16 protein-coding genes are annotated in these 16186 nt (G+C 69.7%); 5 read left to right on the top strand and 11 right to left on the bottom strand.

Annotated elements, in window-relative coordinates:
* Positions 1-101: 101 nt before the first annotated feature.
* The 5 genes from G406_RS0127300 to G406_RS0127280 all read right to left on the bottom strand — a co-directional run bounded on the left by G406_RS0127300 (position 102) and on the right by G406_RS0127280 (position 5837).
* A complete protein-coding gene (locus G406_RS0127300) occupies positions 102-1241 on the bottom strand; it encodes a glycerate kinase (RefSeq protein WP_028936218.1) in 1140 nt (379 codons plus the stop codon).
* The gene (gene gcl / locus G406_RS0127295; protein WP_028936217.1) at positions 1241-3049 is read right to left on the bottom strand and encodes a glyoxylate carboligase; all 1809 of its coding nucleotides are present in this window, start codon (positions 3047-3049) and stop codon (positions 1241-1243) included. The genes G406_RS0127300 and gcl overlap by 1 nt, the downstream gene beginning before the upstream one ends.
* 12 nt (positions 3050-3061) lie before the next feature.
* Entirely contained in the window at positions 3062-3955 is an 894-nt protein-coding gene (locus G406_RS0127290; protein WP_028936216.1) for an NAD(P)-dependent oxidoreductase, read from the bottom strand.
* A gap of 21 nt (positions 3956-3976) precedes the next feature.
* Positions 3977-4816 (bottom strand): hydroxypyruvate isomerase family protein, encoded by an 840-nt coding sequence (locus G406_RS0127285; RefSeq protein ID WP_037079054.1) that lies wholly within the window; start codon positions 4814-4816, stop codon positions 3977-3979.
* Positions 4817-4907: 91 nt separating this feature from the next.
* On the bottom strand, positions 4908-5837 hold the full coding sequence (locus tag G406_RS0127280; RefSeq protein ID WP_051342746.1) for an alpha/beta fold hydrolase: 930 nt from the start codon (positions 5835-5837) through the stop codon (positions 4908-4910).
* A gap of 88 nt (positions 5838-5925) precedes the next feature.
* On the opposite strand from G406_RS0127280, the gene G406_RS0127275 reads away from it, so the two are divergent.
* The 4 genes from G406_RS0127275 to G406_RS0127260 are packed head-to-tail and all read left to right on the top strand — an operon-like array spanning position 5926 to position 9825.
* Positions 5926-6522: a TetR/AcrR family transcriptional regulator gene (locus tag G406_RS0127275; RefSeq protein ID WP_028936213.1), complete on the top strand. Its 597-nt coding sequence runs from the start codon at positions 5926-5928 to the stop codon at positions 6520-6522.
* A gap of 53 nt (positions 6523-6575) precedes the next feature.
* Entirely contained in the window at positions 6576-7025 is a 450-nt protein-coding gene (locus G406_RS0127270) for a helix-turn-helix transcriptional regulator (protein WP_028936212.1), read from the top strand.
* Between the two features lie 5 nt (positions 7026-7030).
* Positions 7031-7441, top strand: coding sequence for a VOC family protein (locus G406_RS0127265; protein ID WP_028936211.1), 411 nt, complete (start codon positions 7031-7033; stop codon positions 7439-7441).
* Positions 7442-7443: 2 nt separating this feature from the next.
* Positions 7444-9825, top strand: coding sequence for an ATP-binding cassette domain-containing protein (locus G406_RS0127260; protein ID WP_028936210.1), 2382 nt, complete (start codon positions 7444-7446; stop codon positions 9823-9825).
* Between the two features lie 122 nt (positions 9826-9947).
* Here the strand turns inward: G406_RS0127260 and G406_RS0127255 are convergent, their stop codons facing one another.
* The 5 genes from G406_RS0127255 to G406_RS50275 are packed head-to-tail and all read right to left on the bottom strand — an operon-like array spanning position 9948 to position 14902.
* Positions 9948-10826, bottom strand: coding sequence for a polysaccharide deacetylase family protein (locus tag G406_RS0127255; protein WP_028936209.1), 879 nt, complete (start codon positions 10824-10826; stop codon positions 9948-9950).
* Positions 10813-11514 (bottom strand): fumarylacetoacetate hydrolase family protein, encoded by a 702-nt coding sequence (locus G406_RS0127250; RefSeq protein WP_028936208.1) that lies wholly within the window; start codon positions 11512-11514, stop codon positions 10813-10815. Before G406_RS0127250 ends, G406_RS0127255 begins: the two co-directional genes overlap by 14 nt.
* Positions 11511-12818, bottom strand: coding sequence for an MFS transporter (locus G406_RS50285; protein ID WP_156935192.1), 1308 nt, complete (start codon positions 12816-12818; stop codon positions 11511-11513). The genes G406_RS0127250 and G406_RS50285 overlap by 4 nt, the downstream gene beginning before the upstream one ends.
* Positions 12805-14148, bottom strand: coding sequence for an amidohydrolase family protein (locus G406_RS50280; protein WP_051342744.1), 1344 nt, complete (start codon positions 14146-14148; stop codon positions 12805-12807). Before G406_RS50280 ends, G406_RS50285 begins: the two co-directional genes overlap by 14 nt.
* Positions 14138-14902, bottom strand: coding sequence for a sulfite exporter TauE/SafE family protein (locus G406_RS50275; RefSeq protein ID WP_037079041.1), 765 nt, complete (start codon positions 14900-14902; stop codon positions 14138-14140). Before G406_RS50275 ends, G406_RS50280 begins: the two co-directional genes overlap by 11 nt.
* A gap of 164 nt (positions 14903-15066) precedes the next feature.
* On the opposite strand from G406_RS50275, the gene G406_RS0127230 reads away from it, so the two are divergent.
* Positions 15067-15726, top strand: a complete 660-nt coding sequence (locus tag G406_RS0127230; protein ID WP_169736794.1) for a GntR family transcriptional regulator — start codon at positions 15067-15069, stop codon at positions 15724-15726.
* A 13-nt stretch (positions 15727-15739) separates the two neighbouring features.
* Here the strand turns inward: G406_RS0127230 and G406_RS0127225 are convergent, their stop codons facing one another.
* Positions 15740-16114, bottom strand: a complete 375-nt coding sequence (locus tag G406_RS0127225; RefSeq protein WP_028936206.1) for a nuclear transport factor 2 family protein — start codon at positions 16112-16114, stop codon at positions 15740-15742.
* Positions 16115-16186: the final 72 nt, after the last annotated feature.

Raw genomic sequence — 16186 nt, 5'->3', positions numbered from 1 at the left:
CGCGCGGCGGCCATGGACTGACTTCGCATACCTGAGGTGCGCCTCGCAAAGGTTGCGCGGTATACGAAGCGCTCGTCGGATGCGCGAAGTCAGCCAGGGCGCTACTGCGCGCGGCCGGGCGGTGGTGACGCCGCTATGGTGCGTCCCACCTGTCGTAGCAGGGCAGGGGCCTCGGTCATCGCCGTCGCATGGTCCTTGGCCAAGCTGGTGAGGGTGAACGTCTCGGCGAAGCCGGCAGCACGCAACTCGCTCTCGTCCAGCGTCGTGTGGCCCGCGACCGCGAACACCACTGCTCCGGCGGCGCGGGCGGCCTCGGCGACGCCCACCGGGGCCTTGCCGCGCAGCGACTGGTGATCGAGGTTGCCCTCCCCGGTGACCACCAGGTCCGCTCCGGCCACCACCTGGTGGAACGCGGTGAGCGCCAGCACCGTGGACACTCCGCTGCGCCGAGTCGTGTCCAGGACAGCGGCCGCCGCGCACATCGTTCCACCGGCCGCACCCGCACCGGGAACGCCGGCCACGTCGCGCCCCGTCGACTCGCGCAGGACGTGTGCCCACCGCCCCATCGCGGTCTCGAGCAGCCTCACCTGGTCCGGGTCGGCCCCCTTCTGCGGGCCGTAGACGGCGGCGGCACCGTGTGGCCCGAGCAGCGGGTTGTCCACATCGCAGGCGAAGACGAACCGGACCCGCCGGGCGCGCGGATGCAGCCCGGTCAGGTCCAGCCGCTCACATCGGGTCAACGCCGCGCCACCGGGTGGCAGGTCGTGGCCGGACGCGTCGAGGACCCGCGCGCCGAGGCCGGTCAGCAGGCCGGCGCCGCCGTCCGTGGACGCGCTGCCGCCGAGGCCGATGACGATCTCCTCGGCGCCCGCGTCGAGCGCATGAGCGACCACGGTGCCGAGACCGGTCGTCCCCGCATCCAGGGGTCGGCGGACCCCACCGGGTAGCACCGCGAGCCCGGCGACCGCGGCCAGCTCCACCACCGCCACCGGACCGCGGCGGGCGTAGGTCGCGGTCAGCGGATCACCGACCGGGCCCCCGGCATGGACGCGTACCGGCTTCCAGCCCGCGGCGAGCACGGCGTCCACGGTGCCTTCACCACCGTCCGCGACCGGGGCTCGCCGCACCTGCCAGCCGGGAGCCAGATCGGCGATGCCCTCGGCCAGCGCGTCGGCGACACCGGGTGCGTCCAACGAGCCCTTGAACTTGTCCGGGGCCAGTACGACCGTGACCGGCCGCATCAGTCGAGCAGGCACACGGCGGTCGGGGCGTGCTCCCGCGTAGTGGCCAGCTCCTCGAACTCCACGACGTTGTCGATCTCCGCACCGCCCATGGCGATGTTCGTGACCCGTTCCAGCACGACCTCGACCACGACCGGGACCTTGTGTTCCGCGGCCAGGGTGCGTGCCTCGCGCAGTGTCGCCGCGATCTTCTCCGGGTCGGTGACCCGGAGACCGACGCAGCCCAGTCCCTCGGCGACGACCACGTGGTCCACTCCGTATCCCTTGGGCGCGGGCTCGAGCCCGTCGTCGCCGACGACGTCGTGGGTGTTGATGTTGTCGAACCCGAGCTGGACGCAGTAGTCCATGTCGAAGTTCCGCTGCGCCTGGCGGATCAGGCCCAGGTAGGAGTTGTTCACCACGACGTGCACGTACGGCAGGTTGAACTGAGCACCGACCGCCAGCTCTTCGAGCATGAACTGGAAGTCGTAGTCGCCGGACAGGGCGACCACCGGCGCGTCCGGCGCGGCGGTGACCGCGCCGAGAGCCGCCGGTATCGTCCAGCCCAGCGGCCCGGCCTGGCCGCAGTTGATCCAGTGCCGAGGCCGGTAGACGTGCAGGAACTGGCCGGCCGCGATCTGGGACAGCCCGATCGTCGTGACGTATCGGGTGTCCGGGCCGAACACCCGGTTCATCTCCTCGTACACCCGTTGCGGCTTGATCGGGATCTCGGTGAAGTGGGTGCGGCGGTGCAGCGTGGACTTGCGCGCGACGCACGACGCCACCCAGGCGGTGCGGTCCGGGAGGGTGCCTGCTTCCCTGCGTCGCCGGGCCTCGGAGATGAACACGTCGAGCGCGGCGCCCGCGTCGGAGACGATGCCGTACTCGGGCGGGAACACCCTGCCGATCTGGGTGGGTTCGATGTCGACATGCACGAACGTCCGGCCCCGGCGATAGGTGTCCAGGCCACCGGTGTGCCGGTTGGCCCACCGGTTGCCGATCCCGAGCACGAAGTCGGACTCCAGGAAGGTGGCGTTGCCGTAGCGGTGCGAGGTCTGCAGCCCGACCATGCCCGCCGCGAGGCGGTGGTCGTCCGGGATGGTGCCCCAGCCCATCAGGGTGGGCACGACCGGGACGTCCAGTAGCTCGGCCAGCTCGACCAGCCTGTCGGAGGCGTCGGCGTTGATGATCCCGCCACCCGCGACGATCAACGGCCGCTCGGCCGCGCACAGCATGTCGATCGCCTTCGCGGCCTGCGCGGCACTCGCGGTGGGACGGTGCACCGGCAGCGGCTGGTAGGTGTCCGGATCGAAGTCGATCTCGGTGAGCTGCACGTCGATCGGCAGGTCGAGCAGCACCGGTCCGGGCCGCCCGGAGCGCATCAGGTGGAACGCCTGCGCGAAGGCGCCGGGCACCTGCGCGGCCTCCAGCACCGTCATCGCCATCTTCGTGACGGGCTTGGCGATGGAGGCGATGTCGACCGCCTGGAAGTCCTCCTTGTGCAACCGTGCAACGGGCGCCTGCCCGGTGATGGCCAGGATCGGGATGGAGTCCGCCGCCGCCGAGTAAAGCCCGGTGATCATGTCGGTGCCGGCCGGACCGGACGTCCCGACGCACACGCCGATGTTGCCGGCCGTGGTGCGGGTGTAGCCCTCCGCCATGTGCGCGGCGCCCTCGACGTGCCGGGCGAGGACGTGCCTGATCCCGCCGTGCGCCCGCATCGCGGAGTAGAACGGGTTGATCGCGGCTCCGGGGACGCCGAACGCCTGGGTCGCCCCCTCCAGCTCGAGGATCTTCACTGCCGCGTCGGCGGCCCGCATCCTGGGCATGTCGATCTCCCTCTAACTCTCGGTGTCGGTCGCGCGGCCGGACAGCCTGGCGATCGTGCGGTAGAGGGCCGAGTGGTCCAGCCCGCCGTCTCCGGCGGCACGGGTGGCGGCCACGAGCTGGGCGACCAGCGCCCCCATCGGCGTCGTCACTCCTGCCTCCCGCGCGGCCGAGGTCACGATGCCCATGTCCTTGTGGTGCAGGTCGATCCGGAATCCGGGCGCGAACTCCCCGGCCAGCATCTTCGGCGCCTTCTGGTTCAGTACCGCGGACCCGGCGAGCCCGCCGCCGAGCACCTCGACCGCGGCCGGGAGGTCGGCGTGGTGGGCCTCCAGGAACACCAGCGCCTCGGCCAGCAACGCGATGTTGCCGGCCACGATCAGCTGGTTCGCGGCCTTCACGGTCTGCCCGGCACCGGCGGGACCGACGTGCACGACGGTCTTGCCGACCAGGTCGAGCAGCGGCCGGGCGGCGGTGACGTCCTCCTCGGCGCCCCCGACCATGATCGACAGAGCGGCGTTCACCGCGCCGGCCTCACCCCCGGACACCGGGGCGTCGATCATCCGCAGCCCGCGTTCGGCGGCCTCCGAGGCGAGCTCGCGCGCCACGTCCGGCCGGATCGAGGAGAAGTCGATGATCAGGGCACCCGGGTTGAGCTGCGCGAACACGCCGTCCGAATCGGTGAGCACCGCGCGCACGTCGGGCGAGTCTGGCAGCATCAGCGCGACGACGTCGGCGCCCTTGACCGCGCCCGCGAGCGATTCGGCTTCCCGCCCGCCCGCGTCGATCAGAGCCGCCGCCTTGCCGGGTGTGCGGTTGAACCCGACGACGTCGTGGCCGCCACGAGCCAGGTGGCAGGCCATCGGGCTGCCCATGATGCCGAGTCCGACGAACGCGATGGTGGTCATGAGAGCTTCCTTCCGGGCAGGTCAGACGGTGGTCGCGGCGCGCTGGTCAAGCGGGAGCCACGCGAACGGGTCGGCCTCGGCCGCCTTGTACTCCAGCCCGATCCGGCCGGTGTAGCCGGCGCGGGCGAGTCGTTCGAGTTGCGCTGTGAGCGGCAGCTCCCCCGTGCCGGGGGCGCCGCGACCGGGAGCGTCCGCGATCTGGACGTGGCCGACCCGGTCGGCGAACCGGTCGATCACGCCGTCGACGTCGTCGCCGTTCACCGCCAGGTGATACAGGTCCGCGAGCAGTCTGAGCGAGTCGACGCCGTGCTCGTCACGCACCCGGTCCAGCACCGCGACCGCGTCCGACGCGGTCAGCAACGGATAGGCCGGGGCGCCGCTGACCGGCTCGACCAGCACCACCGCCCCGATCTCGGCAGCGGCGCGGCCCGCCCTGGCCAGGTTCGCCGAGGCGATCTCGTCCTGAGCAACCGGGTCGGTCCCCTCGACTCGGTTTCCGTACAGCGCGTTGAACCCCCTGGTGCCGAGCTGAGCACCGATCCCGACGGTCACGTCGATGTTGTCGACGAACTCGGCCGAACGGGCAGGATCGGACAACAGTCCCCGATCCCCCGACGGCATGTCACCGGCGGCGAAGTTGAGCCCGGTCAGCGTCACTCCCGCGTCGCGCACCGCACGGACGAAACCATCCACCTCACGGTCACCGGGAACCGCCTCGGCGAACGGCCACCAGAACTCGACGGCGTCGAAACCCGCGTCCCGCGCGGCCCGCGGCCGCTCCAGCAACGGAATGTCGGTCAGCAGGATCGAGCAGTTCACGGTCCAGGACAGCGCGGTCACGTCAGCATCCCCAATCTTCATCTTCCACATTACGGAATAATGATTCCGTCAGGCGATAATGGTCGCCGGACTAGGTCCGCCTTGTCAAGACTCGCGTCGAGGAGACCGCTCCTCACGCCACCCCTCTCAGGAACGGCAGCACGGCATCGAGGAAAGCCGCCGGACACTCCTCGGCCGGATAGTGCCCGCAGCCGGCGAGCACCGAGCTCTCGACGCCCCGCGCCGCGGCGGACATGGTCAGGCCGACGAGCTCCCCCAGCGACTCCGAACCCGCGACGGCAAGAACCGGGTGAGACAGCGCGCGCCGACGTCGCTCCTGGTTCTGCCGGACGGTCTCGTCGATCGCCCGATAGGGCCCGAAGCTCCCGCTCAGCGCCGCCCGGCTCGACGCGAGCGCCGCGACGTAGACCGCCACGGCGTGCGGTTCCAGCTCGACCGCCGCCTTCGTGGCGAACTGATGCCCGAAGTACAGCGACTCCCGCCCCTGGACGAGCTCCTCGTTGATCCCGTCGAGGCGGTTGAACGCGAAGTGGAACAGTCGTTCGTTCGCCCGAGAGGGACCGAAGAAGGGCGGCTCGGCCGACACACCGGGAATCGTGGCCTCAGCCACCGCCAGTCGCGTCACGCGTTCCGAGTGGTCCGAGGCGAGCGCATACCCGATCCACATGCCGACGTCGTGCCCGAGCACCGCGAACTCCTCGTACCCCAGCGCCCGCATCGCGGTGACGAGGTCCTCGGCCATCGATCCGGTGTCGTAGCCGTCCCGAGGCTTGTCCGATCGCCCCATTCCCCTCGGTTCGGCCGCCACCACGGTGAAGTGTGCCGCGAGAGCGAGCATGACGTGCCGCCATGCGTACCACGTCTGGGGCCAGCCGTTGATCAGCAGCAGAGCCGGACCATGGCCGCCGACGACAGCATGCAGGCGAATCCGTGGCGTCGTGACCAGCACGCTCTCGAACGCGGCGCGGAACTCGGATGACAGTCCCGGCTCCGACGGCGGTCCCAGTGACTCGATCGGGCCAGGGTGCGATGTCTGTGACATGAGCTGGAGGCTGACATCTTGGACTATTCGATACAAGATGATGTGGTACCAATCATTCCAAGATGATCGAAGTCGATAAGGAGCCGAGATGGCGGGGCGCAAGCAGTTCAACGTCGACCTGGCGGTCACCCGCGCCGCGCTGGTGTTCTGGCGGCGCGGCTACGCCGACTCCTCGCTCGACGATCTGTGTGAGGCGACCGGCCTGGGCCGTAGCTCGATATACGGCACCTTCGGCGGCAAGGACCCGCTGTTCCGGCGTGCACTGCGGTCCTACAGCGACCGGTACGGCGCACTCCAGGAAGCCGCGCTCGCCTCTCATCCCGAGGATCCGTCACGGGCGGTCGAGGCGTTCCTCGACGTCACGATTCGACGCATCCTCGACCCGGGCGTGCCGACGGGCTGCCTCATCACGCAGTCCGCGGCCGCGCTGGACGTCCTCAGCCGGGACAGCGCCGAACACGTCCGAGCGTTGATCGACGACCAGCGCGGCCGGATCCGGGAGGCACTCGACCGGGGTCGACCTCTCACCGGTCGAGCGCTCGACGACCTCACCTCGTTCGTCGTCGCCGTGAACCAGTCGCTGGCGGTGATGAGTAGAGCCGGCGCGTCGGACACGGAGCTGCACGCAATCAGGGACCTGGCGGTGGACACCGTGGAACGTCACGCCCGGGTGCACGACGTCTGAGGCGCCGCCTGGGCCCTTCTTAACCAGGGCTTCGGCGTGGCACGATCTCGGAGGTGACCGCCAGACCCGACGAGACCGAGCACCTCCGCGCTCTCGCCCGGCTGCGCCGGGTCCGCGACCGGATGGACCGCGAGTACGCGAAACCCCTGGACGTCGAAGCGCTCGCTCGTGGGGTGCACATGTCGGCCGGGCACCTCAGTCGTGCGTTCCGCGCGGCCTACGGCGAGTCGCCGTACTCCTATCTGATGACGCGGCGCATCGAGCGCGCGATGGCACTACTGCGCAGGGGCGACCTCAGCGTCACCGAGGTCTGCTTCGCGGTCGGGTGCTCGTCACTGGGCACGTTCAGCACCCGCTTCACCGAGCTGGTCGGGGTCCCGCCGAGTGTCTACCGACGCGAGGCGGGAGAGGCGACGAACGGGATTCCGTCGTGCGTCGCCACACAGGTCACCAGACCGGTCAGGAATCGAGAAGCACCCGCGACCGGCCCGGTCCTAGCGTGATCGCCATGGACATCACCATTCACGCAAGCTTCCTGCCGCACGACGACCCGGAGGCCGCACTGGCCTTCTACCGCGACATCCTCGGCTTCGAGGTCCGCAAGGATGTCGGCTACAACGGCATGCGCTGGATCACCGTCGGGCCCGTCGACCAGCCCGGTACGAACATCGTCCTCGACCCGCCGGCGGCGAACCCCGGGATCACCGACGACGAGCGCCGCACCATCTCCGAGATGATGGCCAAGGGCACCTACGCCGGCATCGTCCTGGCCACCAAGGACCTGGACGGCACGTTCGAGCGGCTACAGTCCCGCGACGCCGAGATCGTGCAGGAACCGACCGACCAGCCGTACGGCATCCGGGACTGCGCCGTCCGTGATCCCGCCGGCAATCTGATCCGTATCCAGGAGCTGCGCTGAGTATGAGCACGACCGCGACCAGGAGCCCCGAGACACACGTCGCCGACAGTCACGGCCTGATCCGCGTGCACGGAGCACGCGAGAACAACCTGTGCGACATCAGCGTCGAGCTGCCCAAGCGGCGGCTGACCGTGTTCACCGGGGTCTCCGGCTCGGGCAAGAGCTCGTTGGTGTTCGCCACGATCGCGGCCGAGTCACAGCGGTTGATCAACGAGACCTACAGCGCGTTCCTGCAGGGCTTCATGCCGACCGTCGGCCGACCCGACGTCGACGTGCTCGACGGCCTCACCACGGCGATCATCGTCGACCAGGAGCGAATGGGCGCAAACCCCCGGTCAACCGTCGGGACGGTCACCGACGCCAACGCGATGCTGCGCATCCTGTTCAGCAGGCTCGGCACGCCGCACATCGGCTCTCCCCAGGCGTTCTCCTTCAACGTCGCGTCGATCAGCGGGGCCGGCGCGGTCACGATGGAACGCAGCGGCCGAACGGTGAAGGAGCGCCGCGAGTTCAGCATCACCGGTGGGATGTGCCCTCGCTGTGAGGGTCGGGGCGCGGTCAACGACATCGATCTCACCCAGCTCTACGACGACGAGAAGTCGATCAACGAGGGTGCGATCACGATCCCCGGCTACAGCATGGAGGGCTGGCACGGCCGGATCTTCCGAGGCTGCGGTTACTTCGACCCGGACAAGCCGATCGCGAAGTTCACCAAGCGCGAGCTCAACGACCTGCTGTACCGGGAAGCGACCAGGATCAAGGTCGAGGGCATCAACCTGACCTACGCGGGCCTGATCCCCTCGATCCAGAAGTCGTTCCTGTCCAAGGACGTCGAGGGTATGCAGCCGCACGTCCGTGCCTTCGTCGAGCGTGCGGTCACCTTCACCACCTGTCCCGAGTGCGCCGGGAGCAGGCTGTCCGAGGCGGCCCGGTCGTCGAAGATCGACGGCATCAGCATCGCGGACGCATGCGCGATGCAGATCAACGACCTGGCCGCCTGGGTACGGCGGTTGGACGAGCCGTCCGTCGCTCCACTGCTCGGTGCGCTGCGGGACACCCTCGACTCGTTCGTGGAGATCGGGCTCGGCTACCTGTCGTTGGAACGACCGTCGGGCACGCTGTCCGGCGGCGAGGCACAGCGCACCAAGATGATCCGCCACCTCGGGTCCTCGCTGACCGATGTCACCTACGTGTTCGACGAGCCCACGATCGGTCTGCACCCGCACGACATCCAGCGCATGAACAACCTGCTGCTTCGGCTGCGCGACAAGGGCAACACGGTGCTCGTCGTGGAGCACAAGCCGGAGACGATCAGGATCGCCGATCATGTCGTGGACCTGGGACCGGGAGCCGGTGCGGCGGGCGGCACCGTGTGTTTCGAGGGCACCGTCGAGGGACTACGGGCCAGCGACACCATCACCGGACGCCATCTCGACGACCGGGCGACGCTCAAGGACACCGTGCGGACGTCCGACGGCGCGCTGGAGATTCGCGGCGCCACACGGCACAACCTCCAGGGCGTCGACGTCGACGTGCCGCTCGGTGTCCTGTGCGTGGTCACCGGCGTCGCCGGCTCCGGCAAGAGCACCCTGATCCACGGCTCGCTCGCCGGCCGGGACGGAGTGGTGTCGGTCGACCAGGGTGCCATCAAGGGTTCGCGCCGCAGCAACCCGGCGACCTACACCGGCCTGCTCGACCCCATCCGCAAGGCGTTCGCCAAGGCCAACGGGGTGAAACCCGCCCTGTTCAGCGCGAACTCCGAGGGCGCGTGCCCGACCTGCAACGGAGCGGGTGTCATCTACACGGACCTGGCGATGATGGCGGGCGTCGCCACGACGTGCGAAGAGTGCGAGGGCAAGCGGTTCGAGGCCTCCGTGCTCGACTACCACCTGGGCGGCCGCGACATCAGCGAAGTGCTGGCGATGTCGGTCGCCGAGGCCGAGGTGTTCTTCGGCTCCGGAGACTCGCGTACTCCGGCCGCGCACACGATCCTCGAGCGGCTCGCCTCCGTCGGGCTCGGCTATCTCACGATCGGGCAGCCGCTCACGACGCTGTCCGGCGGGGAGCGGCAGCGGCTCAAGCTGGCCACCCACATGGGCGCGGCGGGCGGGGTCTACCTCCTGGACGAACCGACCACCGGCCTGCACCTGGCCGACGTCGAGCAGCTGCTCGCGCTGCTGGACCGGCTCGTCGACTCGGGCAAGTCCGTCATCGTCATCGAGCACCACCAGGCGGTGATGGCGCACGCGGACTGGATCATCGACCTCGGTCCCGGCGCCGGCCATGACGGAGGCCGCATCGTCTTCGAGGGCACCCCCGCCGACCTGGTCGCGGCCCGCTCGACCGTCACCGCCGAACACCTGGCGACCTATGTCGGCGCCTGACCGGCTCACCTTCGTCCTGATCGCCGACATCCCCGAGCACGACACAGGTGCAAGCCCAGGTCAGCACCCGTGAGTGGCGAGTGGTCCGCTGAGACCACTCGCCACTCACGGGTGCGTTGTGGTCAGGCGGGTCGGGAGTCGGTGTACCAGTCGAGGATCTGCTCGCCCGTGTAGAAGACCGCCTCGTCGTGGCGGCGGATGTGCTCCAGCGCCAGGTCCAGGTACTTCAGGCGGTGCGGGGCGCCCATGATGTACGGGTGCACGACCAGCGCCATGACGCGGGCCGAGTCGTCGGCGCGGGCGTCCGCGAGCAGCTGGTCGAACTGGTCGACGGCCCGCCCGCGGTACTCGTCGGCGGTGTGGTGCTGGATGAGCATCATCGCCACGTCGTTGCACTCCTGGGTGTACGGAACGTTGACGATCTTCTCGCCCCGGGTGCGCAGCCGGGTCGGCTGGTCATCCAGCACCCAGTCGCACACGTAGTCGTAACCCTCCTCGACCAGCAGGTCCGGGGTCTCCATGGTCTCGGTGAGACCCGGACCGAGCCAGCCGCGCGGCCTGCGGCCGGTGGCCTCGGTGATCGCGTCGCGCGTCCGCTGGATGTCGAGTCGTTCGTCAGCCACCTTCTGCATGTTCTTCTGTGTGAAGCCGTGGCCGATGAACTCCCATTCGCGCTCGACCGCCGCCTTCGTGATCGCCGAGTACGCGCTGATCGCGGATCCGTTGACCGCGAGCGCAGCCGGGATGCGGTGACGGTCGATGACCCGCAGCATGCGCCAGAAGCCCACCCGGTTGCCGTACTCGTGCCAGGCCCAGTTGGGCACATCGGGTGTCGGGACTCCGCCGGCCGGCGGGGTCAGGACCGTGCGCGGCATCGGCTCGGTGTCCGACCATTCCTCGACGTTGACGATCAGCCAGACCGCGACCTTCGCGCCGCCGGGCAGGTGCAGCGGTTCCCGGTTGTGGATGGGTTCGTAGTCGATCCGTTCACTGGGCAGCATGCGTGTCCCCTTCGGTGATGGTGATGCACAGCGGTTCGAGACCGTCGATGTCGACCCGGACCTGATCGCCGGGACCGACGGCACCGACCCCCGCCGGGGTTCCGGTGTAGATCAGGTCGCCCGGCATCAGCCGGTAGTCGCGCGACAGATGGGCGATGATCTCCGCGACGTTCCAGATCATCAGTGTGAGGCTGGTCCGTTGGCGGACCTGCCCGTTGGTCGTCAGCGTCAGGGTCGCGCCATCGATGTCGCCCGCCCCGGCTCGGAGCGTGATCGGTCCACAGGGCGCGGATGCGTCGAACGACTTGCCCGCCTCCCAGGACACCTGCCTCGCGCGGCAGTGCCGTTGCCGGTCGCGCCGGGTGAGATCGATACCCGCGGCGTAACCGAGGACCAGCTCGGTCGCGCGAGCGACCGGAACGTCGACGCCGGGCGCGCCGATGGCGACGACCAGCTCGCCCTCGAACTGCAGGTCCTCGGTGCCGGGCGGGTACGGGACGTCGCCGGTGACGACGGCGTCGGTCGGTTTCTGGAAGAAGAACGGGTCGTCGCGTTCGTCGCCCTCCTTCATCTCCTGGATGTGGTCCACGTAGTTGCGCCCGACGCAGTAGATGCGGCGAACCGGGAACCGCTCGTCGGTACCCATGATCGGGACGGACACGGTCGGTGGGGCGAACAGCAGGGTCATGACGTCTCCGATCGATGCGGGCGGGTGGTCGTGCTGAACCGGGACGGCCGCAGGAACACAGCGAGCAGTGCTCCCAGAACCGAGAACCCGACGAGCTGCGCGATCCCGGCGCCGACCCAGCCGAGGCCCTCGACCATGCGGCTGAACACGTAGCCGGAGATGCCGGCTGGCACGTAGATGCAGGTGATGAAGATTCCTGACGCCGGCCCGGCCGCGTCGATGTGGACGGACTTCACGAGCAGTCCGGCGAGCCCGACGAAGACGCCGCTGCTGGCGAAGAGCCCGAAGAGGAACGAGCACACCGCCTGCCACGCCACGGTCGACGGGCCGAGGAACAGTGCGGCCGCGGCCACCGCTGTGAGCAGGTCGAGCAGTACGAGACAGACTCGGGGGTCGAGCCTGTCGGTCAGCCAACCGCCGAGCGGAGAGGCGAACGCCGCCAGCCCCGACAGGCTCACCGCAAGGCCCGCCTGCCCCGGCGTGAAGCCCAGCTGATCACGCAGATACGTCGCGTAGAGCCCGATGTAGGCGAAGTCGACGAGCCCGAACAACACGGTGATCACGCCGAGCAGGAGCGGGTTCCAGCTCAGCACCGACCGTGCGCCACCATGGTGGTGGGTGTCCGGCAGCGCGGACGTCGCCGCCTCGGTGAACCGCCGGGGAACCGCGATGATCACCGCGAGGACCACGACCAGCCCGAGCACTCCGAAGGCGATCATCGGTGCCCGCCACGTGCCGTAGTGGCCGAGGAACGCCGCCGCCGTGAGTGGCCCGATGACCGAACCGGTGGCGAAGGCCATGTTCACCGCGCCGATGGCGAGCCCCCGGTGACGGGGGAACGCACCCGCGGCGACGGTCATGATCGCGGCCAGCTGCAGTGCCTCGCCGACGCCGGACAGGACCCGCCAGGCCAGCATGTCGGTGAAGCCCGCGCTGGCCACGGTCATGATCGTGGCCACCGAGAACGCGACGGTGCCGGTGACGATGAGCGGCTTGCGACCGAGCTTGGCCAGCGCGATCCCGGCGGGTATCCCGGTGATGCCCATGCCGAGGGCGAACATCGTCGCCTGGAGCCCGGACTGCCCCAGGGTGAACCCGTACTCGGCCGTCACGTCGGGCAGCAGGACCGGGAACACCATGCGATCCATGGCGTTCACCGAGTAGGCCAGTAGCAGCAGACCGAACATCGCCAGAGCCGCGCGGGACGCGGTCCGCGTGGATGCCGAGCTCGTGGACACAGCTTTGGTGGTCATCGTCGTACCGTCCAGATCGTCGTCGATGTGGATGCAGTCATCGCCAGTCACCTGCCGCCCGTGCCCGGCCGACCAGTGCGTCCCGCCGCGCGTCGGCACTGGCGACGGCCGTGCGCGCCGAAGGCTGGGTGAGCCGGCCGCCCTCAACGAGGATTCGGCCGTCCGCCATGACGGTGTCGATCGCCGAGGGACCGCCCTGACGGATCAGTGCCTCCACCGGGTCCCCGCTGGGCAGCAGGGCGGAGTTCCGCGCGTCGATCAGCACCAGGTCGGCGCGCTTGCCCGGGGTGATCGACCCGGTGACGTGATCGAGGCCGAGGTCACGGGCTCCATCGATCGTCGCCATCCGCAGCAGGGCACGCGGCGTGATCGCCGGCGAGCCGCGCCGGGCGGCTTCGACGGCCTCGACCGTGCGCAGTGCGCCGAGCACGTCCGGTGCGGTCGGCATCGCCAGTGTGTCGGTCGACAGCGACACCAGCACACCCGCCTCGATCAGTTCGGTGACCTGGGGGAAACCCATGGTGCGCAGCTCGGTGATCGGGCTGAGCGACACATGCGTACGGCTGCTTGCGAGCGCCGCGACGTCCTCGGTGGAGGCGTGCACCGCGTGGACGATCTGCACATCCGGCCCCAACAGTCCCTCGTCGGCCAACCGGGTGAGGCCACACGACCGGCAACCCTCCTCGCGCAGGCACCGATCGCAGTGCATGGTGATCGGGAGCCTCAGCTCCCGCGCGGTCGCCCATTCCCGCCGGTAGACCTCGCGGGGTGTGCGGTGCGGGCCGCGCAGCGCGACACCGAAGGCGAGCAACCCGTCGAGACGTTCAGCCGGCCAGCGCTCGACGAATGCGCGGAGGTCCACGAGGTCCATCGCCTCGGCCTCGGCGGTCGAGTCCCTCGGGCCGTAGGAGAACCGGCCCCGTATGCCGGCGTCGAGCTGGGCGGTCACGTTGACGTCGGCGTCCTGGGCGGACCGCACGTTGTGGTCCCAGTTGTGCACGGTCGTGATGCCCGCGCTCACGGCCTCGGCCAGCGCGAACCGCGCCGCCCAGTAGAAGTCGTCCAGCTCGTGGTACGGGCCGAGCCCGCGTTTGACCGCGAAGTAGTCACGGCCCGCCGCATCGCTCACCGTGCCCCGGAGCAGGCTGTTCCACAGGTGCCAGTGGGTGTCGACGAAGCCGGGCACGACGACGAGGTGACGTCCGTCGATCACCCGCGCACCGGAGCGCCGCCGCGGCTCCGACGTGACCTCGGTGATCACCCCGGATTCCACGACCACCGTGGCCCCGGTCAGGTCTCCCAGCTCCGGGTCCATCGTCACGACCGTGACGTCGGTGATGGTCAGGTCTTCACGTACCGGCAGGTCGGGGTCAGCGAACATGCCTGCTCACCTCCAGGGCGACGGCGACGGCGATTCCCCACACGGCGACGGACCGGCGCAGCGCGACGGCCGAGATGCGCCGGGCGGCCAGTACCCCGAGACGGCCACCGACAAGGCCGGTCGCGGCCAGTAGCGCGGCGGGTCCCCAGGCCACGGGGGTCAGTGCGATGAACGCGATCGAGGACACGACTCCGACGATCAGTGACAGGACGCCCTTGAGCGCATTGAGCCGTTGGGTCGTGTCGTCGAGGAACAGCCCGAGGGTGGCGAGCATGATGATGCCGAGTCCGGCGACGAAGAATCCGCCGTAGAAGGACACCGCGAACTGTGTCGACAGCAGCGCGTACCGGCCGCCGCCCTCGCCGCGCCGGCGAGACAGCCAGCCCGCCAGCCGCGGTTGGACGGCGAGCATGAGCGCCGAGGCCAGCACCAGCCAGGACACGATCGCCCGGAAGACCTCCGGGCTCACGGTCAGCAACGTCACCGCGCCACCGACCGCGCCGAGCACACTCACCGCCGCGAGCCTGCCGATCCGCCGGCCCTGGTCGGAGAGCTCGGACCGGTACCCGAACGACCCTCCGGCGTAGCCGGGCAGTGCGGCGACCGAGTTCGTGACGTTCGCCGTGACCGGGGTGATCCCCATCGCCAGAAGAGCGGGGAAGGAGATCATCGAGCCGCCGCCCGCGACGGCGTTGACCGCCCCGGCCAGCAGACCGACCACGGCGAGCACGACGAGCGCCCACCCTCCGCTCACCGGTGCCACCACGTCGCGGTGTGCACCGGCGTCCGCCGTTCGCGCTGTGTGTCGCCCTTCACCAGAACCTCCTCCGGAATGGAACGAGAACGACTGTATGCACTGCATGCAAAGTGCGTCAAGGGGACGTTCGTGCGCTGTGCATGCACCGTATGCTGAGTGTCGTGGAGCAATCGGGAGCGGCGTCCAGTGGCGCTCAGGCGGTGTACATCGCGCTGCGCAGGCGCTTTGCCGACGGCGATCTCGCCCCGGCGGAGCGACTGACCGAAACGGCGCTGGCGCAGGAACTCGGGGTCAGCCGCACCCCGGTGCGCGAAGCTCTCGGCCGGTTACTCGCCGACGGGCTGGTCGTGCCCGCGGCACGAGGCGTCGCGGTGGCGACTCTGCGCAGCGACGAGATCGAGAACATCTACGAGCTGAGAGCAGTTCTCGAAGGGCAGGCAGCCGCGCAGGCGGCCCGCCGCCAGCGGGCCGGCCTGATCGCACCCGTGGAGATCCGCTGCATCGAGAGCGCGGCGGTGGACGTCGAGCACGCCATCGCCGACGGGGGTTCCAAGCGGTCCGCGCGCGCGAACCTGGAGCTCCACCGAGCCTTCGGCCGGGCGTCCGCCAACCCGTTCCTCGAGGACGCGCTGCACCGCGTGTGGGACCGGATCGCGGTGGCGACCGTGTCCAACCTGACCGACGACGCGTGGGCCAAGACGGTCATCGAACAGCACCGCGACATCTGCCGCGCCATCGTCGAGGGCGACGAGACCGCCGCCCGCCGGGCCGCCGAGGAACACATCAGGTCAGCGCTGCGGACCTACCTCGACAGCCACTGAGGGCCGGGCGGCGTCAGGGCTTGATCGTCGGCTGGAATCCGACCAGCTTCCAGTCCGCGTCCTGGCGCGCCCAGACCGCCAACGTCACGTTGTGCAGCTCCTTGGCGGCTCCACCGACGGTGAGCTCGCCGTGCATCTCGCCGAGCACCAGAGCGGTGTCGCCCACGATCGAGATCCGCGTGATCGGGTGCTCGACCCGGTGGTACACGTAGAAACCCTCGCGGCACGCCCGCAGATAGGACTCCAGGGTGTCGGTGACGGCCGTCGAGTGGGTGTACATCAGGTCGGGATGACACACCGCCGCGAACGCGTCGAAGTCGCCCGCGACCATCGCGTCGAAACGGGCGTTCTCCAGCTCGGTGATCCTGTCGACGTCAACGTCGGTCATGCGCGGTACGTCCTTGTCCGAGGGCGTGCTCGTGGTGCGAGCCGGTCGGTCATCAGTGTGTGCAGAGTGCGG

Source organism: Actinospineispora spinosispora DSM 44797, assembly GCF_000429025.1.
Taxonomy (GTDB): domain Bacteria; phylum Actinomycetota; class Actinomycetes; order Mycobacteriales; family Pseudonocardiaceae; genus Pseudonocardia; species Pseudonocardia spinosispora.
Note: the sequence above shows the minus strand (reverse complement) of the source record. Positions and strands in the feature narration are given on the sequence as shown.

Excerpts from the sequence above, each read along its gene's own strand:
- G406_RS50280 (WP_051342744.1), bottom strand. The coding sequence starts at position 14,148 with ATGTTCGCTGACCCCGACCTGCCGGTACGTGAAGACCTGACCATCACC.
- G406_RS0127255 (WP_028936209.1), bottom strand. The coding sequence starts at position 10,826 with ATGCTGCCCAGTGAACGGATCGACTACGAACCCATCCACAACCGGGAA.
- G406_RS0127285 (WP_037079054.1), bottom strand. The coding sequence starts at position 4,816 with ATGAAGATTGGGGATGCTGACGTGACCGCGCTGTCCTGGACCGTGAAC.
- G406_RS0127280 (WP_051342746.1), bottom strand. The coding sequence starts at position 5,837 with ATGTCACAGACATCGCACCCTGGCCCGATCGAGTCACTGGGACCGCCG.
- G406_RS0127265 (WP_028936211.1), top strand. The coding sequence starts at position 7,031 with ATGGACATCACCATTCACGCAAGCTTCCTGCCGCACGACGACCCGGAG.
- G406_RS0127260 (WP_028936210.1), top strand. The coding sequence starts at position 7,444 with ATGAGCACGACCGCGACCAGGAGCCCCGAGACACACGTCGCCGACAGT.
- gcl (WP_028936217.1), bottom strand. The coding sequence starts at position 3,049 with ATGCCCAGGATGCGGGCCGCCGACGCGGCAGTGAAGATCCTCGAGCTG.
- G406_RS0127225 (WP_028936206.1), bottom strand. The coding sequence starts at position 16,114 with ATGACCGACGTTGACGTCGACAGGATCACCGAGCTGGAGAACGCCCGT.
- G406_RS0127250 (WP_028936208.1), bottom strand. The coding sequence starts at position 11,514 with ATGACCCTGCTGTTCGCCCCACCGACCGTGTCCGTCCCGATCATGGGT.
- G406_RS0127290 (WP_028936216.1), bottom strand. The coding sequence starts at position 3,955 with ATGACCACCATCGCGTTCGTCGGACTCGGCATCATGGGCAGCCCGATG.
- G406_RS0127275 (WP_028936213.1), top strand. The coding sequence starts at position 5,926 with ATGGCGGGGCGCAAGCAGTTCAACGTCGACCTGGCGGTCACCCGCGCC.
- G406_RS0127300 (WP_028936218.1), bottom strand. The coding sequence starts at position 1,241 with ATGCGGCCGGTCACGGTCGTACTGGCCCCGGACAAGTTCAAGGGCTCG.